The following is a 26,935-nucleotide window of genomic DNA, read 5'->3' on the forward strand; positions in this document are numbered from 1 at the left end:
TTTCGACCGTCTCGACGAAGGTCATCAGGTTCTCCGGCTGGCCGCCGCCGATATTGACGACGCGGAATGGCGCCTGATGCGAGAGCGTCTCCACCCGTTCGTCGGCCACGCGGTTGGCCTCCGACGGGGCGACGGACGACAGGCGGACGATCGCCTCCACGAGGTCATCGATATAGGTGAAGTCGCGNCTCATCCGGCCTTCGCCGTAGATCTCGATCGGTTGATCCTCCAGCATGTTCTTGACGAACTTGAAGAGGGCCATGTCGGGACGGCCCCAGGGGCCGTAGACGGTGAAGAAACGGAAGGCGGTTGTCGGGATCTTGTGGAGATGCGCGTAGCTGTGCGCCATCAGTTCCATTGACTTCTTCGTCGCCGCATAAAAGGTCAGCGGCTCGTCGGCCCGGTCTGTCTCACGGAAGGGAATGGACGGATTGGCGCCGTAGATCGACGATGTCGAGGCCAGCATGAGATGGTTGACGCCAACATCCTTGGCGATATCGAGGATGTTCCAGGAGCCTTCGAGGTTCGANGTGAGATAGGCTTTCGGGTTTTCCAGGCTGTAGCGGACGCCGGCCTGTGCTGCGAGATGCACCATCACATCAGGCGCCGCGCTGGCCACGGCCTCTTCCAGGGCTTTGCGATCTTCGAGCATCGCTGTCACCGGGCGGAAGGCCGGAAACTGCGCCAGCGCCGCATTGCGCATGTGCTTGAGCTTGATGTTGTAGTAGTGCGTCATGCCGTCGAAGCCGACGACTTCGTGGCCATCCTGCAGCAAGCGGCGGGCAAGATGAAAGCCGATGAAGCCAGCAGTGCCGGTGATGAAATAGCGCATCTCTACTTCTTCTCGTTCTTCTTTCCGATGGCGAAATAGCTGAAGCCATGCTTGGTGACTTCGGCGACGGGATAGATGTTGCGCAGGTCAACGATGGTCGGGGTCTTCACCAGCGACTTCATCCGCNTGAGATCAAGCGCTCGGAACTCGTCCCATTCCGTGACGATGACGATGNCATCCGCGCCTTCTGCAATCTCGTACGGGTCGCGGCCGTAGGTGATGGGGCCGATAACCTCCTTCGCCATTTCCATGCCTTCTGGATCATAGGCGTGAACGTTGGCGCCGCCATCCAGCAAGGCCTGGATGATGGTGATCGATGGCGCGTCGCGCATGTCGTCGGTGTTCGGCTTGAAGGTCAGGCCGAGGACTGCAATCTTCTTGCCGCGGACATTGCCGTCGCAGGCGGCGATGACCTTGCGGCCCATGGCGCGCTTGCGGTTGTCGTTGATCGCAACCGTGGTTTCGATAAGGCGAACCGGGCTGTCATGATCCTGTGCGGTCTTGACCAGCGCCAGCGTATCCTTGGGAAAGCACGAACCGCCGTAGCCCGGACCTGCATGCAGGAACTTGTCGCCGATGCGCTTGTCCATGCCGATGCCCTTGGCGACCTTCTGGACGTCGGCGCCGATCTGCTCGCAGAGATCGGCGATCTCGTTGATGAAGGTGATCTTCATGGCGAGGAAGGCGTTGGCGGCGTACTTGATCAGCTCGGAGGTGCGGCGTTCGCAAAAATAGAGTGGTGCTTCGTTGAGGTAGAGCGGCCGGTAAACCTCGCGCATGATTTCGATTGCGCGCGGCTCCTCAGTGCCGAGAACAATGCGATCGGGGCGCTTGAAGTCCGTGATTGCCGCGCCTTCGCGCAGAAATTCCGGGTTGGAAACGACGGAAATGTCCTTCTCGGGGAATTCTTCGCGGAAAATGCGCTCGATCTCATCGCCAGTGCCAACAGGAACCGTGGACTTGGTAACGACAACGGTGAACCCGGACACGGCGGCCGCTATCTCGCGAGCGGCGGCATAGACATAGCTCAGGTCGGCGTGGCCATCGCCACGACGTGACGGCGTGCCGACGGCGATGAAGACTACGTCCNCGTCGGCAACGGAAGGCGCCAGCTCCTTCGAAAAATCCAGGCGACCGGCGGTGCGGTTGTGGTCGATGATCGTGTCAAGGCCCGGTTCGAAGATCGGAACCTTACCGGCTTCCAATGCATCGATCTTCGCGGCCGACTTATCGACGCAGGTGACATGGTGGCCGAAATCGGCGAGGCAGGCACCGGAGACGAGGCCGACATAGCCCGAGCCAATCATCACAATACGCATTTGACCTCACATCTTCCGGGTTTCAGCTCGCTGGTTTTGAGCACGCCCTTGCAAATGACGTGTCTTCAGGCGAACGCTTCAGCTGCCCTCACGCGTACACCCTGAAATAATCGACGCGCATATGAGTGATCCTGTCTGCGTCCTGCAAAGGCTGCGGAAACTTGACGTCGGTCCTCAATGCTAGTGTTAGGAGCGGCCAAAACACATCGAATTCCTCGTCCAGCCGGGCTGAGCGCGTGATTGGCCAATCAGCGGGCCTTCCCGTCTTCCTGTCGATGACGGGATCTCGATTGAAGTATGGGACGCATCGCGTCTGATCGATGAGCATGCCGTAGCGGCAATACCCGGCGGTCATGTCGACAGACGTTTCGACACCGGTGCTTCTTCCGCCTTCGTCCGGCCCTCCCCATTCGTGAAGGTAGGTCCCGTAGATGGTGGGCTCCCATCCTTTGTGCTCCACGATATCAAGCTCAATACTGGTCTTGGGTTCGAGGATGCTTCGGCCGTTCAGCATCCAGAATGCTGGCCAGGTCAACGGATGACGAGGAAAGAGCATTCGCGCCTCGAAATAGCCTTTGCGCCATCCCTTGAGGACGGCACCATCCTTTCTCGCTGTCTGAAGGTTTCCGGAAATCCACTGAAATTCGGGCAGCGTGTTTCCGTAATATTTCCGAACGTTCATCGGGCGTCCGATATATTTTGCCGAGATCTGCAGTGCCTTGCCACCTTCTGCCGCCGTGTCGTCGACGATGGAATATGGATTGAACCCCTCCTCACCGTGCCTTGTGGCGAAGGCCGATCGACCATAAAAGCCGGTTCCGTCTGTCGTCGCCTTCGGACCGGCGTCCCAGACAGACCAATCCAGCGAATTGAAGGTGTCTTCAAAGACGACCTCTCGTCCGATAGTGGGATCGTCGGAAGCAACCACTGTGGCAGACGCGTTCTGGCATCTCAGGGCCGCCAGGGAGGCACCAGATGCCTTCAGAAAGCCACGCCGTGATAAAGAAGGCAGCATGCACGGTCTCCTTGCCGACGATTGACACCTTAGGCGAGTTCACCAGCGGCGATCCGAAGGGCCTCGGCATGGATTTCCACCACGCGCTCGGGGCTGTACCTGTCGATGAAGGTCTTTCGAAATTCAGAGTGTGACTGCTCAAGCGAAAGGTTGTCGCAATAGTACGACATCGCATCGACGAGAGCTTTTCCACCGCTCACCGGGACAAGGCGCCCAAGGCGAGGATCGACGAGGATATCACTCGGTCCAAATTCACAGTCGGTCGAGATGACCGGCAAACCGAACCGCAAGGCTTCGCAGATCGCAAGCGACCACCCTTCCCACCGCGAGGTCGAGACATATACGTCGCTGGTTGCAAGGGCCGGCTGCGGGTTAATCGGGTAATGTTCGACGGTGACGTAAGCACCGATCCCAAGTCTCGATATTTCGGCGCGCAGGCTCGCCTCGCCAATGCCATATCCGACGATCCTCAGCCTGACATTCGGTCGGATCCTGACGAGCTCGGAGAATGCCTGAAGGAGGATATCCTGCCCCTTTTGAAAGGCAAAGCGACCGACATTGACAAATGTGACGGTTCCAGGCGGTGCGTCGGAAAGCGGCGTTTCAGACAGGTCAAAGGCGCGAACCGGATTGGGAACCCAGACCTGCGGTACCTTGCTGTTGAACATTTCCTTGAAAGAGTCGAGCTGTCTCGGCGACGTTCCGAAAACATAAGACACCCTCGAGAGAAAATAGGCGCGCATCAACAAGAAGAGGACCTTTGCCTTGAAATGGCTGCGCTCGCGCTTTGGATTTCCGTGCAAATGGACGGCAAATCGACGGTTCAATCCGAGACAAGCCGCCATGCAAATAACCGTCGGCTCAATTTGCGGGACGACAACCAGGCGGTAGTCCTTCGACTTGATGACGCTTCGGAAAATTCGCATCAAGTCCAGGCGCCCGCGAGCGACGCGATCGATGACATTATATCCACGCGCCTCCATCGGTCGGTTCCTGTGCACCGAGGTGTAGAGCACGTCGACCTCGAAATCGTCGGAAAATCGATCTGCGAGCATCGTGCAGACAGCATCGACAACCCGCTCTATTCCGGCAAACGCGCTTGTTCCCGGCTGGATGTAAAGGATCTTTATGCGACGTTGGGATCGATCGCGAAATGGCAGGCCGACTTGCATTTCCATTCGTCCTCCGGACCAGAAGGCAACAGGGCTCCATGTGCCGGCACACACAGCACCGACGCCAAAAGGGACAAGCATTCAATCAACTGCAAATCGCATCGGATGCGATCAGTATAGGGCGAGCGGATCCAACGGAACTCCCAGCAAAATCACCGCAGGTGATATCCAGGAAGCAACGAAAAATGCCGACGAGTTACTACTTATATCGCCCCGAAATACTTCGGGACGCGTAGTTTTATAGCCGCTTCGGCCATCTATGTTGCAGCGCCCACAGGGTTATTTCTATAGACGTCTTGCACTGCACTTGGTATGCTGCTTTGCAACATAATCTGAGTAGAGAAGGTTTGCAAGATGTTAAAAGTCCAACCGCTTCTCAGCATCATAATCACTTGTTACAACTATGAAATGTACATTTCGGAATGTATCAGAAGTGTTCTTTCGCAAGACTATGACAACCTGGAAATAATAGTGGTCGACGACGGATCGACGGACCGCTCCTGGGACAGGATCCGGGAATTCGGAGATCGGATCATTGCCGTGCGGACGGAAAATCGTGGACAATTGAAGACGTCACTGCACGGTCTGTCTTTGTCGCATGGAGAGTTCGTGTACTTCCTTGATGCCGACGACGTTCTTGGTGAGGGCACGCTTCCTGAAATTGCTTCTTATCTCAGGCAAGATGTTTCCAAGATACAGTTCATGCTTCTGCCAATCGACAAGGATGGCAACGCGATCGGCAATGCGTTCCCCTCTCTTCAGCCATCGGACGACTCCGAACCGCTGATCCGATCGATACGTGAAAGAGGCTACTACAATACGCCGCCGACCTCTGGAAACATCTACAGGCGTGACGTCTACGAGGGCCTCGGGGAAATGGCCTACGAGCGCGGCATCGATGGTGTCTCCTACCTTCTTGCTCCCTTCGTCGGCAAGGTCATCTCGATTCCGAAGACGCTCGGCAAGTACAGGATTCACAACGCCAACCAGTCGTCCTTTTCCGTGGTGACATCAAAGCGGATGAAAGGCTACGTCGACCGCTTCATGGGACGTCTTAATCATCTTGCGGAGCTCGTTCAGGCACGCTGCGCGTCAACCCCCATGGTCGAAGTCCGCAGCGACTACGCCTACGTCATGGAACTGAATACGATGAGCCTCGTCGTTGACGGCAAGCGACCAAGTGTTGGCCAGATCGCAGCTTACATGGGCTCGGTGATGCGCGAAAACACCGGCAAGAAGCGATTTGCGCTTTGCCTATTTGCCGTTGCGCTCTTTGTGCTTCCAAACGGCATGGCACAGCAGTTGGCGGCGATCCGGATCGACCCGTCGAGGTCTCGACAGATGCGGTCCCGCCTGAAACAGGCCTTTTCCGTTTAGCACCAATATGAGGATGAGGTGTCACGTGGCCACGGCAACCGCCTTGCTACGTGGCATCGCCGAGTAATAGACCTCGAGCGTCTCTCTGGCGACGCGCTCGATCGTCAGACGTTCGATGCGAAACTGGCTTTTGCGTCGCCAGTCTGCAATCCGTTCCGGTGCTTCCAAGAGGTGGCCAAGCATTCCGGCAAGAGCTGCCGGATCCCGGGGCGGGACCAGAAGCCCGGCCTCGCCGTCCTCAAGCAATTGGGGAATTCCGTCGACCGAAGAACCAATAACCGCACAGCCTGCCTCGCGCGCCTCAGACAATACGAGCGGTGCCGGGTCGGCATGGGATGGAAGGACGAAGATGTCCGCCCCCAGCATGTATGGGTAGGGATCCCTTGTCGATCCGACAAAGGTGATGTCCGACGCGCTTTCCAGTGCCGCCGCTCTTGCCTTGTATTCCTCGCGAAAAGGGCCATCGCCGACAATGTAGAGATGGGCTGTCGGAAAGGACCTGTGAACAGTTTCAAACGCGTCAAAAAGGTCCAGGAGACCTTTGCGTGGATGAAGACCACCGACAAACAAGATACTCGGTGAGCGAAGCGGTTTCGGCTCTTCACTGCGTCCTTCCGATCGACTTGACCCGATCGTGCCGTTCAACACCACTTTCAACTTCGACGCAGGAACGCCGCGCCGGCGCATCGAGGCCCCGACGACATCGCTGACGGCGATCACGCGTGTTCCTAGGCCCATCAGGGTTGCGCTCTTTTCGAACTCATTGTGGACTGTCGTGATGAGTGGAACACGTCGCAACTTGCAGACCGGAAAAGCGATCACCGCGCTTGTCATCATATGCGCGTGAACGACGTCAATGTCGTACGTCTTGAGATGAGAATTCAGGCGCGATAGAGCCCCAATGAGGCTCGGGATCTTCCGCTGGTGACGGACAAAAAGCGTCTCGATACCTTCTGACTTTAGAAGTGTATCGAAGTCTCCCCCTTCACTCGCGAGATAGACGTGATGTCCCATCCTAACCTGCGCGCAGGCGAGATCCACGGCTGCGTGAACATGCCCATTCAGGCGCCGGGTATGATTGAGAATATGCAGAATACGCATCATCGACCTCTCGTCATCTTGTGGCGATGCCCATCGCCTTCCAGGTGCGTTTGACGGTAAGCTGTTCTTCAAGGGGCAGCGGTTGCTGTCTCCACGTCGATCGTCGAAACCCGGGCTGTCGGCTGGTAATTGAAGCCGCCCTGCCGGCCGATCGATTCTATTCCGAAGCTTTTCAAGCGGGCGATCGCCTTTGCTGCATTTTGTGCCGCTCCCTTGCTGTAGATGGGATAGGCGTTTGTCAGGATGTGGCTGCCCTCGAGTTTCAGGTCGCCACGAAACAACCCATTTGCGCACGCGTGGTGGCGAAAATCGGCTTCTGCTCTTTCGGCCGACGTAACCGCGCCAGCGATGACCTCGACAGCAAAATACTCTCGCTCGGCGACGCGCCCGTAAAAGTCCGAATAAACGGTCAAACGCTTCCACGAGCCCTCGTGAGAGAAGTTGTAAATGATCGCCTGGGGAAAGCCCCGCTCACCGGCGAAGCTGAAGTAAAGAGTGATGAGTGTAATGGTTTTCAGAGGCGAGGTTTGTCCGTTGCCGCATATCCGTTCAGCAACGCTGATCGGCACCGTCGAGACAACTCTAGTCCCGCCCAAGCAGCCATCACCGAGCAACAGCTCGTAACCGCAGTCTGTCTTATGCAGCTGGCGCAACTCGGCCGACAGCATGAAGACGACCCCACAGCTTTCAAGCCTGGACACCGCTGCGCCATAGAGTGCAGCAAAACCTTCTCTTGGGCGCGCCATCTGGCGGTTCTTTGGTCCGGTCGCCCGTTTGCGCTTCAGCAAACGGCGCGAGAGATTGATGAGCGAGGCATATTCGGCAATCCAAAGCATGCGCTTGCGTGCGAGATCGAGATCGATCTCTTCGGGACGAATGCCGTAGAAGCGCCGCATGTAGGTCCCAAGCCCCGACCTGTGCAAGAGATAGGCCCCAATCCAGTAGCGCGCAAAATCCCTTGCGTTCGCCATCTGGCGACAGAATATGCGCGCGTAAAGGACCGAGGCGAATATCCGGATCACACCGAGTGGACCTGCGCCAAGAATGTCATCACGTATTGAAATTGGATAAAGAGTGATCTTCCCCTGCGGGTTCAGCCTCCCCCACGTCGGTTTGATCGGCACATAATGTTCAAGAAGCTCCGGGAAGTGCCGAAGCAAAGGGGAGTCGTCCTGAAAGATCAGGCTCCCGACGTCGAACGTGTAGCCTTCGTTCGAAGACCAGTCCATATGGTTTCCGCCGACATGATCGTATTCGTCGACGACGACGACACGGTTCCCTTGAGCAGAAAAGATCGACGCTGCAACGAGGCCGGAAATGCCTGCGCCGAGCACGATAACATCGAATTGCTGCACTGCAGACATGCGCGAGGTATGATGGCTTGCGTCATCCATTTAGTCGCCTCCGAACTGTCCTCCCGGTAGAACGAGACAGTATAATGCAATTAAAAAAGAGTCGATATCTCAAGCACAAAGTCTGAAAAACAATAGGCATCTGAGTATTTTTGGCAACGCTTTTGCACCGCAAAATAAAATATAACTTTTCACTTGATGTACATCAAATAATGCGGCAGACTTTTTGCGGTTGCGAATTCAAGGAACCAGCCTTGCTGCAGTGCATTCACTGCAACAACACTGTCGAAGGGCAGGCAGGGCTGATCGACGGCAAAGGGTTATCCAGTGCTGCGGCAAAGCCTCGCCCATCTCCTTCAAGGTCCGTTGGACGGCATAGATCTTATCTCGACAGACGTCTTCGACACTTTGCTGCTGCGCCAACCGCGATCGCAAAGATCGCGCGTGATGCAGGCCGAGCAGCGCTTTGCTCGTTTGCTGCGGGATGAGGGGATTCTGGTCCGTGCGGATCATCTGTTTCGAGCCCGGCAAATGGCCGAGCGGTTTGCCTATCGTGCGCTCAACGTTGGCGGCGGTGTTGGCGAAGTCCGGCTCGTCGACATTATCCAGCGTCAACTTGCCGTGCTTGGCCTGCCTGAACGGCTGCTGGAGCGGCGCATCGCGCTGGAAATGGCGATCGAAAAGGTTTCGCTATCGGCAAACGAAAAGCTCGCCAGAGTTTTGCGCCTGCATCGCCAGACCGGTATTCGCGTCGTCGCCGTTTCCGACACGGCACTGCCGACACGTCAACTGACGGAACTGATCAACTACTTTCACGGTCCAGGTTTGATCGACAACGTCTATTCGAGCGCAGACGTTGGAGAAAGCAAGCGCTTTGGAAGACTGTTTTCACGGGTCCTCGACAAGGAAGGCGTTGCACCGTCACGCTTGCTGCATCTCGGTGATGATTATCTTGCTGACTGCGCCGTGCCGAGAAACATGGGCATCAATGCTCTACACCTACCCAAGGGACGCCTGAGGCGGCTTGCCGCCCGCGCCGATGGCGCCCGGGCAGAGGCCATCCGTGGCGTTCGCAAAGGGGTCATGCGCACATCAGGGCGCCTGCCTGACCTGGACGACCGTGCTGCCTTCGGGCGAGAAGTATTCGGGCCGATAGTTGCGCAATTTTGCCTTTACATATGGCTCTATGCCAGGGAAGCGGAAACGCGGGGCAGTTGCGCATTGCTGTTTTGCGCACGCGGCGGTATCGGCATCAGGGAAGCTTTCGAAAAGCTGCTTGCCAAGCTTGACCTGCCGCTTGAAATCCGTCGCGAAAACATCCTCATCTCCCGTTTGGTGGCGGCACGCGCAGCCCTCATGCAGCAAAGCCCTGCCGTCCTCGATGAACTCGGCCGGGAGTTCAGGAAAAATACCTTTGCCGATGTTGCCAATGCACTCGGCGGCCGCACCTATGACCTTTCCGGGCCTTGGCAACTTCCCTTCGACCCAAGCCACTTCTTTGCGATGATCGACACCCCTGAAGGCTATGTGGTGCTCGACGACATTGCGAAACAGAACGAGCTGTTCAAGCGCCACTTGGACGTCGTTGCGGGCGATGCCTCTCGTATCGTTCTTTGTGACACCGGCCTTTACGGGAGTACGCAGCGTCTTGTCGCGGCAGGACTTCCCGAGCGGACATTCGAAACGATCCAGTTTGCGAGGTGCAACTACAAGGGCCTAAGCGAGGATCACTTCCCACAGGTCACAGGATTGGTTGTCGAGGAAAATCTTTATAACCCCCTGAGGGTCGAGACAGTCATCCTTCGTTACTGGCAGATTATCGAGAGCCTATTTGAACCCGCAATTCCCTCGGTTCGGCATTTTAGTGAATCGGGCGATGGTACTGTTTACTGCAATGCCGGCAATATCGCCTATGGCGAGGTTGATCCGAGTGACGGAAATCTGCTGCTCGCGGGCGTCCTCAAGTACATTGAACGGATCGGAAGTGGCGCCGAGATCATGTCAGATGCTGATCTCGCCTGGGTGCGCCTCAAGCAAGCCATTACCAATCCTGGCGCATTCGACATGATGGCATTGGGCGTTGGGGCCCGTTCTGTCGATTTTGGCCGCCCCGAGAGCGTCTACGTCCTGAAGCAATCCGCGGCCCCGGAACTTGGGAAGCGGCTGACTGCAGTCAAATCGCAGCTTTGGCGCGAAGGTGCCATTGCCCGCGATTTTCCGTTCCTGAAGGCGGCGCTCTTACCTGCCCTGGAGATGGCCCACATTGTCAGGGGAGTGTCGGCCCGCCTCAAATAGCAGAGCTGCGACGTGGAGGAACGTTGTGGGATCAGCTGCCGGATAGATCCGGCTCCAAGCAGACATCACGCGGGAGGATGACTTCGGTGCAAGGGCGCGAAAAACCTTCCGCGGCCTTGCACAAGAACACGGGTCGCGGCTCAACGTCGCGATCTGGCTGAAGCACGCGATTTCGGAGTAAGACATGCTTGCGGTAAAGACAATCAAGGGAGCGGGTTGGCTCGTCTTCTCGCGCTTTGTCGGGCGAATAATCGACTTCTTCACCCTGCTTGTTCTTGCTCGCATTCTAACGCCTGCCGATTTCGGGCTTGCCGCGCTAGCGACATCCCTGGTTGTGGTTGTCGACACGATGCTCGAGGTTCCCGTGACCCAGGCCCTCGTGCGGCTCCCGACCATCGACAAGAGCCATCTTGATACCGGCTTTACAGTTGGTCTCATGCGAGGCGCCGTTATCGGAATCATCCTTCTGGCGGCCGCATGGCCCTATTCATGGATCAACCACGACAGCCACCTGGTCGTCCTCGTTGCCGTCCTTTCGCTTGGACCTATTTCGAGGGGGATGACCAGCCCGGCGATGGTCAATTTCGCGCGTCAGCTGGGATTTCGCCAGACGTTTATACTGGAGTCGTCAGGCAAACTGACGGCGGCCATTATCGCAATGTTCGTCCTTTTGAGCGGTGGAGCTTATTGGGCGATTGTTGCTAACTTCGTGATCGCTTCCTTTGCGTCCACAGTCGTATCCTACATTCTTGCGCCCTATCGTCCGGCCTTTTCCCTGGCGCGCCTGCCTGACTTTGCCGGCTTCATCGGCTGGTTCTCGTCAGCCCAATTGGTGTCGGCGCTCAACTGGCAATTCGATAGATTCTTGATCGGGGCGCTAGCTGATCGTCCGACACTCGGACGCTATGCCGTGGCAAGCGACGTTGCCGTCATCCCCACACAAAGCCTGATTGGTCCGGCTTTGCAGCCAGTCATGGCTGCGTTCTCGCAGATCAACGCGGATCGCGCGCGCGTGCGCCAGGCATTCCTGAAGGCGACCCGTTTTGCCATGCTTATCTCCGCGCCTGCCTGTGTGGGCATATCCTTGACGGCAGACCTTGCCACCGACCTCCTGCTCGGCGCCAAATGGGAACACGCGGCTCCCCTGCTTAGCCTGCTTGCGCTTGCTGTTGCGCCAATCCCCTATTTCCAGACGCTCTCATCGGTTAGCGTGGCGCTTGATAGACCGCATGTGATTTTCCGGCTGAATACAGTCGATCTTTGTTTTCGCGTGGTTCTGATTTCGCTCGGGTTTTACTTGGGTTCGGTCACAGGTGTGAGCATCGCGAGAATTGCCCTGTCGACGCTGATGTTCATCTTCTACCTCAACGAAGCCCGCCGCCTGCTTGGTCTCGGATTTCTTTCGCAGCTAAAAAACCTCTGGAAGGTGGCAGCCGCTGTCGTTGCCATGGCCGCGGTTGTCTGGCTTTTGCGCGAGGAACTGGAGGGTCAAAACTACCCGCATGTGGTCGAGCTTGCATTTGCTATTACCGCCGGGGCGGCAACATATGCCGCCACTTTGTTGCTGCTCGGCGTAAGGCTGATTGCCGGACGAGATCGTCTGGAGCTCTTTGATCGTTAGACGCTTGGAGAAGTCCAGGGACCGCACGATGGCCAAACTTGCTTGTTGCCACCCACAGCAAAGATGTTGAGCGCTGAACTCGGGCTCCAGCAGATCATCGCAAGGCGCAACCTTTGCCAGAAAATCCGCGCTGCGACAGGGCAAGGCAAAGGGACCATCAGGCACGGGTGCGGTTAATGACTGTTCCAACGACGTTCGCACCAGCTCGACGCAGCAGCTGAACAGACTCCGAAGCCTCTTCGATCGTCGTATGGCCAGCGCGCGCGACAACGAGGACGGCATCCGCATAGCTTGCAAGCGCAAGCGCATCCATGGAATGGCGAAGCGCCGGGAGATCAAGCAGCACATCACCGCGTGTGCGTGCGGCCTCGAAGATGCGTCTTACACGCGGATTGCGAAAGTCGGTAAATAGATTGGCGTTTGTGTCCCTCGAGTGAATCGGCAGGACCGCCACCCCGCCGACGTCCTCGAAGGACAGCTGCTCTGGCATCAGTCCGGCAAATGCGGCACCTGCTAGCGAGACCGCCGGCAGATTGTCACCGCTTGCGCGTTCATCCTCACCGTCAGCAGCCTTGAACAAGGTTACCTGACGACCGCCGCGACTGACGAGTTGCGCGAGACTGGCACACAAGGTCGAAACACCGGCACCGGGCGTCCAGCCGACAACGGCAATTACAATGCTTTTTTCATTGCGCAGGCTCGTACAGGCAATCTCGACGGAGGTACGCAGGTCGCGAATGGCGGCGACGAATTTCTGTTGCTGTGGGCTCGTAATACGCCAGGGAACACCTTCTGCGCCTGGAACATCAGGAATTGAACCGAGGCAGCGAACCTCCATTTCGCGTGCCAGTTCCTTGGCGCTGCGAACGCGGCGATCAAGCGCCATTCGCACGACAACGACACCGAACCCGACCAGTAGTCCAAGTACGCCGCCAAGGGCAATGATAAGAGATTTCCGCGGAGCCGACGGTCCAAGTGGGGGCAAGGCAGCGCCGATGATACGCGCATCGGAATCGGGCGTTGCTATTGCGGGCAGCGCACCCGCGTGCATTGCTTCGCGCGCGGCATCAACCTGCCGCGCAAGCGAATCCAGTCGACCCTGCAAGGCCTCCGTGCCCGCGCGCGCAATCTGTTCCTTGAAGGCCACCGTCTGATAAATGTAGCCAGAGACCGTTGCATTGGCGACGCGTGCCGGCAGTTTCGGATTCGACGAGGAATACTCGATTTCGATGACGAAGGATTGACCAACGCGGCGTGCGTTGAGACGTGACATGAAATTCAGGAAGGCAGCCCGCTCCGCTTCGTCAGCAAGCTCGATGGTTGTGTTGGCCACACCCGGTTGCGCGCGACCGACGGTTGCGCTCTCGCCACCGCGTTGCCCCGCGAGCAATGGCAGACCACGCAGCAACCTGACGAACAGGCCCGGCTGCCCGCGACCAAGCTCAGGGTCATCCTTGAGGTCCAGGCTTTCAAACACGGCTGACAAGAGCCGCTCCGACTTTATGGTCTGAAGTTCGCTATCGGCACGATTGAGATCAAGGGTCTGTTGGGCCCCAAACTCGCCTCCAGAGACTGCCGACTGGCGCGGTTCGAGCAGAAGCGTTGCCGTTGCCTGATAGGTTGGCGGCAATGAATGGGCATAGAGCGCAGCAACGACGAGACCGGCTGCGCTGCAGGCCGCAAGAGCGACTTTATGGCGTGTGCCAAGATCAATCAACGCGCGCAAGAGAGCGATCGGCCCATCGCCGGCAACATCGGATTGCGTCTCGTTTACCCGCCAAAGCCTCGAGGTTACATCAATAGGGCGGGGTCTGTTGAACATCATTCGTGCTCCTAGCGTTCAAGAGGTTCTGGTGGCAGGCTTTGGCATTGTTATCGCAGCCGCGCGTTCCGGTTCGAGCCTGCCACGCAGGGCGTCGAAGGCGGCCATGATGTTGCCGCGGGCTCGACCGCGCCGATCGATGAAAGGTTCGGGCCAGACGGCTCGACTAAAATTGCTCGCAGTGTTGCGGAAGATGTGGTCAACGACCTTGGGGAGGCTCATCGTGCCCTTGGTCATCATGTAGAGCGGGTTGATGACTTGCGAATATCCCAGCCGTTCGCCGCTGACCCTGCCGCTTTTGACGCCCATATGGACGCCAAAGGCGAGAGCCGACTTGACGAGCCGGCCTCCGTGCTTTGCAATTGCTGCTGCGAAGTCACGGTCCTCCAACCATCCGTAGAGGACGAGACGCTCGTCGAAGCGGACACTGCCAATTGCAGAAAACCGAAAAGCCATGTTGCAGCCGTAGGGGCTGATCGGCTCGGCCCACGTCGCATCCGCCTGGCCAGCCCTCACCAGATCAACTGCGTCTTGATACGAAATGCCCGGCCCCTTGATACCGTCAGCCACGACGTGCCCGGTAAAGCCGACGATCTGACTTTCGTCGCGGAACGTCTGGATTGCGGTCGCCAACCAGTCTTTGTCAGCGATGAAATCATCATCAAAGAAAGCAACTATTTCAGTTCCGGATGTCACATGCTTCAGCGCGGTGTTGCGCTGTGCGGCAAGCCCAGGCGGACCTGTGACGATCGTCACGTCGGGATGACTCGTCAGGTCACCGGCATCTGAAGCATCGACACAGGAGACGATGACGGCGTCGGGCTTCAGGCTCTGGGTCGAAAGGAAGTGTCGAACGCTTGCGGTCACGATCTCCGGGCGGCCCCGGGTTGCGAAAATGACGCAGGCGTGCGGCCCGGTCGGAGCAACAGATTTGTGACTTCTCAGCTCAGCCTTTGGCTTATCGAGAAGCTCGATATAGCCGCTTGCCGTTTTCTCCCACGAGAATTGGCGAACCTGCTCGCGTCCCCGACCGGCCAGATCGCTACGCAGGTGGACCGAAGCAACAAGGGTGCGAACCGCCTTGATCCACTCGCGCGGTTCAAATGGGGAAGCTGTCATGGCGGCATTGCCGCACACCTCCGGCATGCTGGCGCAGTGCGATGAAATGACGGGGCATGATCTTGCCATTGCCTCTACAATTGGCAATCCAAACCCTTCCGTCAGCGAAGGAAAGACAAGACAAAGCGCCCGATCGAGCAGATAGGCAAGGTCGTGATCGGATACGCGCCCGATAAAATGAACATTGGGCCGGCGCTGCAGCGTTTGCTCGGCAAATATACCGTCCCCCCCGCCAGCAATGACGACATCGAGGTTCATTTCATCGAGTTCGGGCGCGATATCGATCAAGAGCGACAGGTTCTTGTGACGCGCACGCGACCCTAAAGCCAGGACAAACGGTCGATCCGCCGTGATCGAAGAAAGCGCCTTCGGCGCCAGCTCCGCCAATTCCGGGTTCCAGCTCAGCGCGTGCTCGTGCCCGTTTGGAAGGATCGCGATATCAGACAGACGGATCGGCAGATGTCGGGCTATCTGTCGTGCAGCCGCATGGGAGACCGACGCGACCCGGAGAGATCGCCGCACAAGCAATGGCTGAAGATTGTGATAAAGCGCGCGAAAAGCGCGGCTGTAACTTTGCGGCGCGGCGAAGATATTCGCATCGTGAATGCAAACGATCTGATCGGCCTTTAGCGCCGGGGCTGTGTTGCACAGATTGAGGAGCCGGCGATTGTTACTCAGATACGGCAGCTCGATTTGCTCCCACGCGTGACCGCTCAGTTGACCGCCCTTCTCAAGCTTCATTCGCTGCAGCGATGGCTCTGGCGTCTTCGTAGGCACGATTAGGGTTGCCCCGTCCGCCCCCGTGAATTTGTCCATCGCGCCGAGGACATTACGCGCGTATCGCTGGACACCGGTTACGCCCTGCGTGAGAAAGCGGCCATTGATTGCGAATTCTCTCGCGCTCATCCAAATTTCTCCTGGCCACCGCCAAATCGTTGTGCGGGCCGATTGAAGTGCATCAGATCAATTTGTGTCTCTGCCTTGTGTCACGTGACGTCCGGGCGCAAACAACCGCACCTGCATTTGAGCACGCGCCACGACACCGGAATTGATTGGAGGGCGCGATAACGCGCCGCTAGGATTCAGTAGCTGCCGCGCGAGCGCAACACTGCGGGGATCGTCTTCAGCATGATCGACATGTCGCCAAGAACACTTTGTTCTTCGACATAGCGAACGTCGAGTTGGACGCGTTCGTTATAGCTCGTGTCGCTCCGCCCACTGACCTGCCACAAGCCAGTAACACCGGGACGAACCCTGATATAATCGGCATAGTACGAACCATAGAGTTCAGCCTCGCTTGCAACGATCGGCCGCGGTCCGACGAGGCTCATCTGGCCGCGAATGACATTGAAGAGCTGGGGAATTTCGTCGACACTACTTTTGCGCAAGAACGCGCCGAGCGGTGTTACGCGCGGATCATCCCGAAGTTTGCGGGTTGCGTTCCATTCCGCCCTTAGCGAAGGGTTGGCCGCCAGATGCCGCCTTAAAACCTCGTCGGCATTCTTGACCATCGTTCTGAACTTCAGGCACGGGAACATCACACCGTACCTTCCGATCCGACGATGGGCGATGAATATTGGTCGCCCCTGTACGATCAGAAGGACCGCGACAAGCATCAGGATCATTGGCGCAAGGACGAAAAGCCCAATGCTCGCAATTGTTGCATCAATCGCGTATTTGACGCCGTCCAGGATGGCGGATCTGTTATTATGTCCGAACAAATCGGATTTTCGGGAGGTCGCTCTGCGAGAGTGCAGCGCTGCATTGTTGAACCTGTCGAAATTTCGACCGAGATCAATTTCCCTCATCTGCGTATTCCCCTCGTAAACATCTAGACTTCGGGCACTTGCAGACAATGCCGTCATGGCACGCACAGGAAAGCTAACAAGTATTAAACGATTTGACAATATTTTTATTGCGCTGCACTATATAACTGTGCAGCGCGGGATATGAGTGTCACTTGTTGATCATATTTCTGTCTTAACTGCCTAATATAATTGCCAATAGTCTGATTTTTAATCAAGACAATGGCAAGAACTACACCCGCAATGCACGCCACGATAATTTCGATTGTTGTATCTCGAGGGATTTGGCGTGCGAGTAGCAATTATTCATTACTGGCTCGTTGGGATGCGCGGTGGCGAGAAGGTTCTCGAAGCACTGTGCGATATATTCCCGACGGCCGACATCTATACACACGTGTGTGATCTTGCGGCCATTTCGGACAAGATCAAGCGACACAAGATACAGACGACCTTCATTGGCGGTCTGCCCTATGCCAAGCGAATGTACAAACGCTACCTACCGTTGATGCCCATGGCGCTGGAGCAGATTGATCTCGGCGCCTACGACCTCGTCATAAGCAGCGAATCCGGACCGGCCAAAGGCATCATACCGACGTCACCGGCATTGCATCTTTGCTATTGCCACTCGCCGATGCGCTACATCTGGAACATGTACAACAGATATTACGACAGTTCCGGTCTGATGACGCGCATGATGATGCCCCCGATGGCGCATTATCTGAGGACCTGGGACGTCGCGACGGCCAATCGCGTTGATGATTTTGTCGCCAATTCGACAACTGTTGCTCAACGGATCAAGAGCTATTATCGCCGCGAGGCGACTGTCATCAATCCTCCGGTAGACACTACGGCATTCCGACCAGTCGCGGCCACCGATGTCGAGGACTATTATCTGATGGTCGGAGAACTCGTCAGCTACAAGCGGCCCGATCTGGCGGTCGAAGCCTTCAACCGGATGAAAACCAAGCTGGTGGTGATTGGTGGCGGCGAAATGCTCGACCATCTCAAGAAAATTGCAGGTCCGACCGTCACCATCCTCGGCGCGCAACCGTTTGATGCGCTCCGCCATCACTACGCCCGATGCAAGGGCCTGATATTCCCCGGCGAAGAAGACTTCGGGATCGTGCCTGTCGAGGCTATGGCAAGCGGGCGACCCGTCGTCGCCTTTGGGCGCGGTGGCGCGACTGAAACTGTCGTCAATAACAAGACAGGGGTCTTCTTTCAGACGCAGACAGTCGAGGCGCTGATTGATGCAGTCGAACGCATGGAGCGTCTGGACTTCAACCCTGCAGATGCCGTGTCTCGCGCAGCTGATTTTCGACGGGACGTCTTCGTGGATCGCTTCCGGAGCTACGTTGCGAGAGCGACCGGCGCCACATTGGCCGTGTCGGCCTGACAGGGGCGACGAAATGCCAAGACAATTTCAACTGGAGTAACAGGATGCTGCTTTTCTCCTTATGCGAATGGGTCCAAGGACGAGGTCTTCGGGCACGCGGCAAAGAAAGGCGAAACCGCAAGGTAGCTGCCTCAGCTGCATTTCTGGCGATTGCCGTGGCAGCTGGCGCCCAAGCCGGCGAGGAATATGTCCCAGGGCCTCAGGACACTTTGAAGGTACGTGTGTACGAATGGCGCCCAAGCACGGGAACCGCATTCGAATGGGCCCCTTTGACTGGAGATTTCGTCGTCTCTTCAGCCGGCAACCTGTCGCTGCCGATCATTGGTAACGTTCCTGTGGCAGGCAAGACACTCGAGCAGATATCGGAAACGATCGGACTGCGCCTCCAAAATGAAGTCGGCTTGCAGAAGCGGCCAAGTGCCTCGGTCGAAATCTCGTCATACCGCCCGCTTTTCGTGACCGGGCTGGTCGCGAGTCCAGGCAAGTATAACTACAGCCCTGGTCTTACCGTCATACAGGCGCTCAGTATGGCAGGCGGAATCGGTTCGACCGATGCCAGCATGATCAGTTTGCAACGCGATGCCCTGTCGAGCCGGGGCCAGGTGCGCGAGCTGGAGGCCGAAAGACTTGGTCTCATTGCACGACAGGCTCGCGTTGAGGCCGTTTTAAACGGGGGCGCGTCGGTGGTCTTTCCTCAAGAGCTATTGTCGAGGGCCAAGGAACCACGCTTCTCGAAGATGATGGAAGAGGAACAATCGCTCTTTGAAACCCGCCAGCGCTCGCTGATGACAGAGATCGATGCGCTCGATCGCGCCAAGGTGCTCGCCAACAACCAGATCGACGCCTTGAAGGAGAAAGCTGTCTCACTTGCAAAGCAGATCGATCTGGCGAGCAAGGATCTAAACTCCGTTAACAAGCTTGTCTCACAAGGATTGACGGTCTCTGCCCGCCAGCTGGGAGCCAACCAGAATGTCGCTGAACTCGAAAGTCGCAATCTGGACGTTTCGTTGGCGATGCTCAAGACCGAGCAGGATCTTGCCAAGGTTGATCAGGATATTGCCGACGTGCACAATCGCTATCGTGTCAGCGCGCTGACAGAGGCAGCCGAACTTCGCGACAGATTTGCGTCAAATACTGAAAAAACCAAGACGGCACGCGACCAGCTGAAGAACCTCGAGGTCCGCGCACCGTCTGCAATGGCCTCCCTCGCTGAGGGAAAGGATCCCTACAGCTTCCTGATGACGGTTAACCGGGTAATCGATGGCAGCATGCAGACACTTGTCGTCAGCGACAATGATCCGGTCATGCCGGGCGACATGATAAGGGTCGAGCAGCGGGAAGAGCCAATGGCTGTCTCAACGGACGTCAGCAGCAACTGAGCTTTTGGTCGTTGTATCGCCCTAGGAACGCAATTTGGGCTTGCCTCAGCATAGGAGATACACGATTATACCCGGTTAGGGGGGAATTCGATTGGGAGGTCGGAGCAACCGATGGGCTGGGCGCTATTAGTCTCGTTTCTGATCGGCGCAATCTGCGCATTGCGGGTGCCTGTCCTCATATTCGCGCTGATCGTTCTGGTCGTGATGATCGCCTATGCTGGCGTTAGCTATACCAATGGCAGCCCTCTCATGCATGCGATCGCCTGGGGCTTTGTGTTCGCGGTCGTGCTGGAAGCAGGCTATGTCTTTGCCCACTTGCTCCTGCATTCATTCTATACGCGACGGGCCAGCGACACTGAAAAGCGGACGCCGCAACAGGCACAATCAAAATATCATGCCGACTGACCGGCAGATTTGATAGCGGGTTTCCAAAAAACATCGTGGCCAGGTCGTGCAATTGCTTTTTGCACTGGACATTGTTCTCGCACGGCTGGTGGCATACCCTCAAACAGGGCTGCGCCGTCGGGCAAAGTCGGATTGTGCCCCTGTCTTGGCCTCTTTCGCCAATCTGGCGAGCGCGAGCTGTTCAGCCTTTGCCATCCCGAATTTCAGCCTGTATCCGGCCTGCTTGAGGCGCTCACCGGAAAAGCGCATTCGCCACAGCGGGTTTCTGATCGGCAGGGTGCGGAAGCGTAAGAAGTCATGGAGCCAATCGATGACCCATGGAGCACTAACGACATGGTAGCGACGGTCGCCGCTTACCGCGAAAGCCTTGCGCATGAAATCAATATGCCTCGGCAAATCGCGATCGTCTTCCGCGATATTGTATATCTCGACCCGCCCAGCCTCGCCCCTGCCCGCCAGCCCCTCCTCGATCGCCCAGATGAGAGCGTCGGAAACATCGCCGACATAAATGTGATGAGCGTGACGGTGCGATGCGAGCATGCGCTTGAACAGGCTCCAGTCGCGAACGCCGATGATCTGGCCGACGTCGACAACGACGGCTGGTCTCAGAATTGTGCATCGCATGCGGCTGGCGACCCGCATGAGCGCCATCTCGCCGGCAAGCTTGGTGCGGCCATATTCGCGCACGTAATCCAGCGCCCAGTATTCCGAGGCGATATCGCGATCAACCGATAGAACCGGTGAGCTCTCCGAAATCTCAACGGCGAGACCGCTCCCGTAGACGGCGATCGTACTCGTGTAACAGAAGGCCTTTGCGCCCGCATTCTCGGCAGCGCGCGCCAGCCGCTCGGTCGCTCTTTCATTCAGCGGTCTCATGCGATCCTTCTTGCCGATCTCGGCGGCCAAATGGATCACCCCGGCGCAGCCTTCGACGACAGTGTTGAGATCCTCATCGCTGGCAAGGTCAACCTGACGCCATTCAAGCCCCTGGTCGTCGCGGGGCGGCTCTCGCGACGTGGTCGCTCTCACGCGATAGCCGCGTTCAAGCAGGTCGGCGACAACGAAGCGACCAATCCGGCCCGTCGCGCCGGTTACGAGAATGGTTTCACCCGGCATGCGCGGTCACCTCCGCAAGGATTGGACGCGCCAACCTGTCCTTAAAATGGTCGGCGAGACGAATTGCCATGGCGACGATCATCTGAGTCGGATTGCAGTGTCCGGCGGTCGGAAATACCGAGCTCCCGGATACATAGAGGCCTTCGACGCCGTGAACCTGGCAATCGACGTTGACAACCCCCTTGGCGGGATCGCTTGACATGCGCGTTGTACCGGTCGGATGAGCGACATCGACGAAGCTTGCAGGGATGGGCGCCTTGTCGCGCACCCAGTCGGCCAGAACAGGCTCTGGAAACCCTATTCTGGAGAATTCGGCTGCGACCAGTTCGGCCATGCGGTGCATGGTGCGCGCCTCATCCGGATGGCTGCGCCAGTCGACCTTGGGCAAGCGCATCCCGAAACGATCGCGACGCTCCGACAGGCTCATGCGGCTGTCTTCATCGGGCATCTGCTCGCACATGCAGTCGAGCGTAAGCTCCTGCAGCTTGCGCGGCAGGCCATTCCGCGCTCCGAAATAATCGACAGCTCCTTGAACCATCAAAGGGACATTGCGCGCCACGCTGACAACGTCCTCGGGCAGCCTCGGCTTTCGTGCCGCCAGGCGCCGCAATGCGTCCCAGGGATCATCAGGCGCAAGCACCTCTCCAAGCCAGCCTGCACAGTTTAGCAAACGCTCGTCTCGCTGGACTGCCGGGCTCAGTCTGAGCCCAGCACGGAAGAAGCGACCACGAACATTGTAGCGACCAAATCTGCGACGCAACGCTTTCGAACCGCTTAAGGAGAAAGACGCAGTTGGACCACGTAAATGGTCCATCAGGTAGCGGCCGACGCGGTCACGATCATTGCCAAGCGCTTTGCGATCCTGTTCGTGGGAATTGAGGAGAATGCGAGCATTCTCGATGCCTCCAGCGCAGAGCGCTACAGAACGTGCAACAAGGCTATGCTTTCGTCCGTCGCCTGTGGCAAACTCAAGCCCACGCGTTTTGGTGCGCGCCTCGTTTGCCAGCACCCGCAGCGCAGTCGCTCCTGTTACCAGTGTGACATTGGGTCCGAGGTGCTTGGCTATGTGCCGCCCAAACCGCATATACTCGAATGGGTAAGACTCCGCGTCATCCCTGCTGAACTGCCAGAAGAAGGGCAGCAGCAGGTTGGCGGAAACCTCTTTCTTCGGCGCATTGCGTCCTGCAATCGACCAGAAGCGCTGGTCGCTGTAGCCGTTACCGAGTGCAAGTCCGAGATGATTGGCGCTGCGATCCATGTATGGGTCGAGATCGTGCATGGCGATTGGCCATCCCGAATGTCCAACCCAGTCGCGTTCTTCGAAGTCGATGGCGTCGAAAGGGCCGCACCGACCGCCCCAGGTATGCGAACTGCCGCCAAGGATGCGGTTGCGCACGGACCATTGGTCGCGAACCCGCGGGCGCCCGATATTTTCAATATCGTTCAACATGTCATTTTCGGCCTCACGGCGCTCGCCACCACTCTCCAGAAGCACAACAGTCAGCCCTGAATTCGACAGTTCACGCGCTAGTGTTGCGCCCGCCGGTCCCGAGCCAACAATGCAGACATCGCAACGAAGCAACGGGACGACAGTGTCGCCGGGTTGAAGATCAATCATTGGCATGCCCATCACCCCTTGCGTGTCGTTTCTAAATTGGCGGCGCAATGCCAGCATTCTCGGCCTATTAACGCGGAAGCCATCTAGCTCGAGCCTCCCAGTACTGGCAGCTCGCTCTGGCGGCGTAGCGGGATAAACGGTGCTGTAGCCTCCGCGATAACATCCGGACGGCTGGCGGCCAGACCCGCCAAGATGAAGAACAGCAGGCCGAGGTCGACTGTCGGACCAACGACGAGCGAGCCGGCAAGCAAGCATAGGCATCCATTGCGTGCCGCAAGGTGGACATCGGCGACGAAGCTTCTGGAAGGCGCGCGACCGGGACCGAGTGCCGTTAGAACAAAAAGGAGAAAGAAGACTGCCCCGGGAACGCCGACGTTTGACAGCACCGCCACCGGGAAGCTCGAAGTTCTTGCCGTTCCAAGGCCAACACCCAAGCCATAGGTATCGAGAAAGTTCTGCAGTCCGTAACTGTTCCAGGAACCACGGGCTATGGCCGAGTTCGAGGTCGATTTACTGAGAACGAGCAGGTCTACGTAATTATGGACTGTGTTGAAAATGTCTTCCTGCAAAAGGACGATCAGTCCGGTGAGCAAGACAACCAATGGCGCAAACACGGTCACAAAGCTGCTGTTGCCTGTACCTGAACCAACGCCGCTGCGCAGCACTGCCGTAATGTAGAAGATCGCCAGACAGACTGGCGCGGCAACAAGCCCCGCAGAGGACGTCGACAGGACAATCAGTGCCAGAGAGATGACGGCTAGTGGGCCGGTCCATCTTGAATGCCGCTGGCAAAGCCACAGTGTCGCGGTAAATCCGAACGCGCCAAGTGTGGTACCGGCAAAGGCAGAAGCCTCTGGCCAGGAACCGACAATACGTTTCATGCCGTTGACCTTGTCATTGTCATGGAAGGTGTACTGCGCGTTGCGAATGAACTGCAGCATGTCCTGGGCACCGATTGCGCCGGTGACGACATCAAGGAAGGCAAAGACCACGTTCAGTGCGGCATAAACTATTAGCCCAACGACTATGGCCCGGAAACCTTGAGCTGTTGAGCCGACAGCCGTGACCAGCAGGAAGCAGACGAGGTCTGCTACCAGATAGACCGTCTGCGTCAGATTGCTCGAAACCGGTCCAAGCGACACCACACCGCTCGTCAGCGGCTGATCGGCGATGCCGAGGGGAATGATTGTCGTTGCGTCGGCAAACAGCCGCGGCAGAAAGTAAGCTGAGAGGCCGCCATAAAGGACAAGACAAGCCAACCAGAAGCCAGGACGACCAAAGTGCAGGCCATCAAAGAGTGGCGCTGTTTGCCGTCTGCCGCGAAACATGGAAAGAGCGACGAACAGCAGGAAAAGATGAGCCGGCTGGACGCTGGAGGAACCAAGCACAAAGGCTGCAGCTGCGCCAAGCAGTGTCAATGCCACGAAGGCTTTGATTGTTGCATCCTGACCGAGCGCCAGGCAGTACAGGCCGAGCGCGATCGTAAATATGCCGACCGGTTCAACGCCCATCGCCAGCCACACTCACCCGCGCACCGGCGACCATTGCTGGCTTGGCTTGCCGCGCATTGCCGGTCTTTCCTGCGATCAGGCCCTTGAGTTTGAGAGCATGCTTCTCGACGGCGTGCCACGAAAAAACGGCAAGTAATATCGTAGCCGGTAGAGCCAGCGCGATGTTGAGATACCATTCGCGGTGTTGTGGAAAGAGATGTGCCACCGTCTGCTGTACCGGAAACGCGTAGAGGTAGAGACCGTAGGAGTAATCACCACTGGCAATGAACGGATGCTTTGGCGGTCTGGTGAGGCCGATCGCAACCGTAACATATGCGATAGGAAAGGCGGCGAAGTACGGTGCGTAGGGGAGGTTCAGCATGACGAACGACACCACTGCGGCAGCAATCGCACGAGGTGCCGTCACCTTGATGTGCTCGCGGCAGACAAACAAAACAACACCAGCCAAAAAGCTCAAGAGAAGAATGCGACCAGGAAGGGCCCCGTCCATGGGCAGGTCGGTCGCTCCGCGCATGAGGTCCCGTCCAATCACGGCAAGCTGGGCTATTACAACAACGCCGATCAGCAAGACCGGTCGAAAAACAAAGCCGATCACCGCAAGCACGGTCAACGCAACGTAGCACTCCAGCTCGTAGGGAATGGTCCAGAGCGATACATTGACCGCCTGATAGTAAGGATTGTCACGAAAGAGGCCGGGCAGAAGATATTGGATATGGCCAACGATATTCAGGAAATAGGTCGAAAACTGCGGGTCTGAAACGTAACTGGCAAGCGGCAACGTCGTAAAGACCGGCCCCAGAAGAAGGGCGCACAATGTTACTTCCACCGCAAGTGCCGGCATGAGGCGAAGTGCCCGCAGACCGAGGAAACGGGCAACATTGCGCGTCCGCAAGAGGCTGGCACTGACAAGGAAACCGCTAAGGGCAAAGAATGCCGGCAGAACGAATGTTATCAGACCGCGCAGCGGTGGCTGAAACAGGAAGACTTCACCGGCTTTGCCATAGGAGACCGCAAAGCTGTGAATGCATAAAACCGCGACCGCAAGCACCACCCTAAGGTAGTCGAAGCCAGAGGTATATCCATTCGCAAACCGCTCCTCGATCGACATGGTCTTACTCCTGTCGCTGGCATTGCAGTAATAATGAATACTACGCTGCGACGCACAATAGACCGGAAGCCAGTATTTGCAAAGCCACATATTGCACTGCGACAAAAAAATAGGAAACAGAGACTAAACTTTTGAATGATGGCGAAGCTGCAACACTTCCACCTATTGTCTCTGGCCTGATAACGCGACAGACTGCGGATTATATAACTGATTTTCCGGGTAATTTCATATCCTCCGAGCACAACGCGCCGGCCCGCTGTGAAAAGGTAAAAATGCTGCAGCGCGCCATAGCCGGACAACATAAAGCGTCGGAAACGTCGATTTTGCAGTGGTGACAGCGATTCATTTCTGTTGCAAAGTTCTGCTAACCGTGAAACCTTCGATGCAATTACTGGAAATAACCATGACGCGTTTCGTCCAATTAATGCGCGCACCTGGCATCTATTTGCGGATGCTGGTCGCTACACTTGCGTTCTCGCTGATCACATACCTGCATTATAGATCGGTAACATTGACGCTATACTATAGCGTTATTTGCATATTTCTTATGCAGTTTGGCTACATAGGGGGCGTTCTTTTCCTTGTTTGGCGCGAAAAGACGCGGCGAAACACAAACTAAAAGTTGTGCATCATAGATTGTTGTGTCGTTTCCGGAAGGAGGAGAAGCCGGCCTTAAGACACGCGCATTGAAGGATTGATGTGTGATGAAATTCGGAACGAGTGGGCTTCGCGGCCTGTCTGTCGACCTTAAGGGCCGGGCTTCGGCGCTTTATGCCACAGCCTTTGGCCGCTATCTGCTCGACCGTGGAATGGCCCGCCCCGGTGACACCATCCTGATCGGTCAGGACTTCAGGGATTCCAGCCCGGAGATCGTTGCAAACTGTGCCGATGCACTTGATCGCCTTGGATTCAAGGTCCGCGACTGCGGCACGGTGCCAACACCGGCGCTGGCGCTTTACGGACTTCAGAAAAAAGCNGCGGGTCTCATGGTGACAGGCTCGCACATCCCCGCCGATCGCAATGGCATCAAGTTCTATCGGTCGGACGGAGAAATCGACAAAACGGACGAAGCAGCGATCACGACTGTCGCGACAGAACTCGATCGTGCCGGCTTTACGTTTGTCCCCCGCAGTGCCGGGATGCAAAGCCAATCCGTCGAATGCCTGGCGCTCTTCCGCGAACGGAATGCCAATATTCTTCCCACGGAAGCGCTCTCAAGCTTGAAAGTCGGCGTCTACCAGCACAGCACGGTCGCCCGTGACCTGCTCGTGGAACTTTTGGAACATTACGGCGCAACGGTCGTGCCGTTTGGCCGCTCGGAAACATTCGTTCCGGTCGACACCGAGGCGGTTTCGGAGGAGACGATCGCCAANCTCAAGNAGGTCGCAAGACAGCATGNCCTCGACGCCATGGTCTCTGCGGATGGTGATGGCGATCGCCCGTTGGTGGCGGACGAAACCGGGACGCCGCTGCGTGGCGATTTGCTCGGCCTGATCGCCGCGAACTTTCTCGGTGCGACATCGGTTGTGACACCCGTGACATCGAATTCCGGCATCGAAGCCGCCGGTCGCT

The 26,935-nt window shown here is 57.2% G+C and carries 19 protein-coding genes and 1 pseudogene; 7 read left to right on the top strand and 13 right to left on the bottom strand.

The window, feature by feature from the left end:
• From AF71_RS29450 to AF71_RS29465, 4 genes are all read right to left on the bottom strand, one after another.
• On the bottom strand, positions 1–832 hold an 832-nt coding region (locus AF71_RS29450; protein ID WP_169684217.1), incomplete at its 3' end, for an NAD-dependent epimerase/dehydratase family protein.
• 2 nt (positions 833–834) lie between these two features.
• Positions 835–2,151, bottom strand: coding sequence for a UDP-glucose/GDP-mannose dehydrogenase family protein (locus AF71_RS29455; RefSeq protein WP_169684218.1), 1,317 nt, complete (start codon positions 2,149–2,151; stop codon positions 835–837).
• A gap of 88 nt (positions 2,152–2,239) precedes the next feature.
• On the bottom strand, positions 2,240–3,166 hold the full coding sequence (locus AF71_RS29460; RefSeq protein ID WP_169684219.1) for a family 16 glycosylhydrolase: 927 nt from the start codon (positions 3,164–3,166) through the stop codon (positions 2,240–2,242).
• A gap of 29 nt (positions 3,167–3,195) precedes the next feature.
• Positions 3,196–4,344 (bottom strand): glycosyltransferase, encoded by a 1,149-nt coding sequence (locus AF71_RS29465; protein ID WP_169684220.1) that lies wholly within the window; start codon positions 4,342–4,344, stop codon positions 3,196–3,198.
• 348 nt (positions 4,345–4,692) lie between these two features.
• Here AF71_RS29465 and AF71_RS29470 point away from each other — a divergent pair, with 348 nt between their 5' ends.
• The gene (locus AF71_RS29470; protein ID WP_169684221.1) at positions 4,693–5,715 is read left to right on the top strand and encodes a glycosyltransferase family 2 protein; all 1,023 of its coding nucleotides are present in this window, start codon (positions 4,693–4,695) and stop codon (positions 5,713–5,715) included.
• 21 nt (positions 5,716–5,736) lie between these two features.
• On the opposite strand, the gene AF71_RS29475 is transcribed toward AF71_RS29470, so the two are convergent.
• Both AF71_RS29475 and AF71_RS29480 read right to left on the bottom strand, forming a co-directional pair.
• Positions 5,737–6,816, bottom strand: coding sequence for a glycosyltransferase family 4 protein (locus tag AF71_RS29475; protein ID WP_169684241.1), 1,080 nt, complete (start codon positions 6,814–6,816; stop codon positions 5,737–5,739).
• A 68-nt stretch (positions 6,817–6,884) separates the two neighbouring features.
• Complete coding sequence (locus tag AF71_RS29480; RefSeq protein WP_169684222.1) at positions 6,885–8,210, bottom strand: NAD(P)-binding protein; 1,326 nt, start codon at positions 8,208–8,210, stop codon at positions 6,885–6,887.
• Positions 8,211–8,495: 285 nt separating this feature from the next.
• Here AF71_RS29480 and AF71_RS29485 point away from each other — a divergent pair, with 285 nt between their 5' ends.
• Together AF71_RS29485 and AF71_RS29490 are read left to right on the top strand one after the other, a co-directional pair.
• Positions 8,496–10,463, top strand: a complete 1,968-nt coding sequence (locus AF71_RS29485; protein ID WP_169684223.1) for a hydrolase — start codon at positions 8,496–8,498, stop codon at positions 10,461–10,463.
• A 184-nt stretch (positions 10,464–10,647) separates the two neighbouring features.
• Positions 10,648–12,084 (top strand): oligosaccharide flippase family protein, encoded by a 1,437-nt coding sequence (locus AF71_RS29490; RefSeq protein WP_169684225.1) that lies wholly within the window; start codon positions 10,648–10,650, stop codon positions 12,082–12,084.
• A 157-nt stretch (positions 12,085–12,241) separates the two neighbouring features.
• Here AF71_RS29490 and AF71_RS29495 read toward each other — a convergent pair whose 3' ends face one another.
• The 3 genes from AF71_RS29495 to AF71_RS29505 all read right to left on the bottom strand — a co-directional run bounded on the left by AF71_RS29495 (position 12,242) and on the right by AF71_RS29505 (position 16,833).
• On the bottom strand, positions 12,242–13,909 hold the full coding sequence (locus tag AF71_RS29495) for a Wzz/FepE/Etk N-terminal domain-containing protein (protein ID WP_169684227.1): 1,668 nt from the start codon (positions 13,907–13,909) through the stop codon (positions 12,242–12,244).
• A 15-nt stretch (positions 13,910–13,924) separates the two neighbouring features.
• Complete coding sequence (locus tag AF71_RS29500; protein WP_169684229.1) at positions 13,925–15,931, bottom strand: glycosyltransferase; 2,007 nt, start codon at positions 15,929–15,931, stop codon at positions 13,925–13,927.
• A gap of 176 nt (positions 15,932–16,107) precedes the next feature.
• Complete coding sequence (locus AF71_RS29505; protein WP_246733885.1) at positions 16,108–16,833, bottom strand: sugar transferase; 726 nt, start codon at positions 16,831–16,833, stop codon at positions 16,108–16,110.
• 322 nt (positions 16,834–17,155) lie between these two features.
• On the opposite strand from AF71_RS29505, the gene AF71_RS29510 reads away from it, so the two are divergent.
• The 3 genes from AF71_RS29510 to AF71_RS29520 all read left to right on the top strand — a co-directional run bounded on the left by AF71_RS29510 (position 17,156) and on the right by AF71_RS29520 (position 20,010).
• Positions 17,156–18,226, top strand: a complete 1,071-nt coding sequence (locus tag AF71_RS29510; RefSeq protein ID WP_025662510.1) for a glycosyltransferase — start codon at positions 17,156–17,158, stop codon at positions 18,224–18,226.
• 44 nt (positions 18,227–18,270) lie between these two features.
• The gene (locus tag AF71_RS29515) at positions 18,271–19,605 is read left to right on the top strand and encodes a polysaccharide biosynthesis/export family protein (RefSeq protein ID WP_169684231.1); all 1,335 of its coding nucleotides are present in this window, start codon (positions 18,271–18,273) and stop codon (positions 19,603–19,605) included.
• Between the two features lie 111 nt (positions 19,606–19,716).
• Entirely contained in the window at positions 19,717–20,010 is a 294-nt protein-coding gene (locus tag AF71_RS29520; RefSeq protein WP_169684233.1) for a hypothetical protein, read from the top strand.
• Between the two features lie 99 nt (positions 20,011–20,109).
• Here AF71_RS29520 and AF71_RS29525 read toward each other — a convergent pair whose 3' ends face one another.
• The 4 genes from AF71_RS29525 to AF71_RS29540 form a co-directional block, all read right to left on the bottom strand.
• Entirely contained in the window at positions 20,110–21,126 is a 1,017-nt protein-coding gene (locus AF71_RS29525) for an NAD-dependent epimerase/dehydratase family protein (protein ID WP_169684235.1), read from the bottom strand.
• Positions 21,116–22,750, bottom strand: coding sequence for a GMC family oxidoreductase (locus AF71_RS29530; protein WP_169684236.1), 1,635 nt, complete (start codon positions 22,748–22,750; stop codon positions 21,116–21,118). The genes AF71_RS29525 and AF71_RS29530 overlap by 11 nt, the downstream gene beginning before the upstream one ends.
• A 77-nt stretch (positions 22,751–22,827) precedes the next feature.
• The gene (locus AF71_RS29535; RefSeq protein ID WP_169684238.1) at positions 22,828–24,255 is read right to left on the bottom strand and encodes an O-antigen ligase family protein; all 1,428 of its coding nucleotides are present in this window, start codon (positions 24,253–24,255) and stop codon (positions 22,828–22,830) included.
• A complete protein-coding gene (locus AF71_RS29540) occupies positions 24,245–25,363 on the bottom strand; it encodes an acyltransferase (RefSeq protein WP_169684240.1) in 1,119 nt (372 codons plus the stop codon). Before AF71_RS29540 ends, AF71_RS29535 begins: the two co-directional genes overlap by 11 nt.
• Before the next feature lie 704 nt (positions 25,364–26,067).
• Between AF71_RS29540 and AF71_RS29545 the strand changes: the two are divergent.
• Positions 26,068–26,935: pseudogene (locus AF71_RS29545) on the top strand (phosphomannomutase); the annotation flags it as partial.

The organism is Rhizobium sp. 57MFTsu3.2, assembly GCF_012932765.1.
GTDB lineage: Bacteria > Pseudomonadota > Alphaproteobacteria > Rhizobiales > Rhizobiaceae > Rhizobium > Rhizobium altiplani.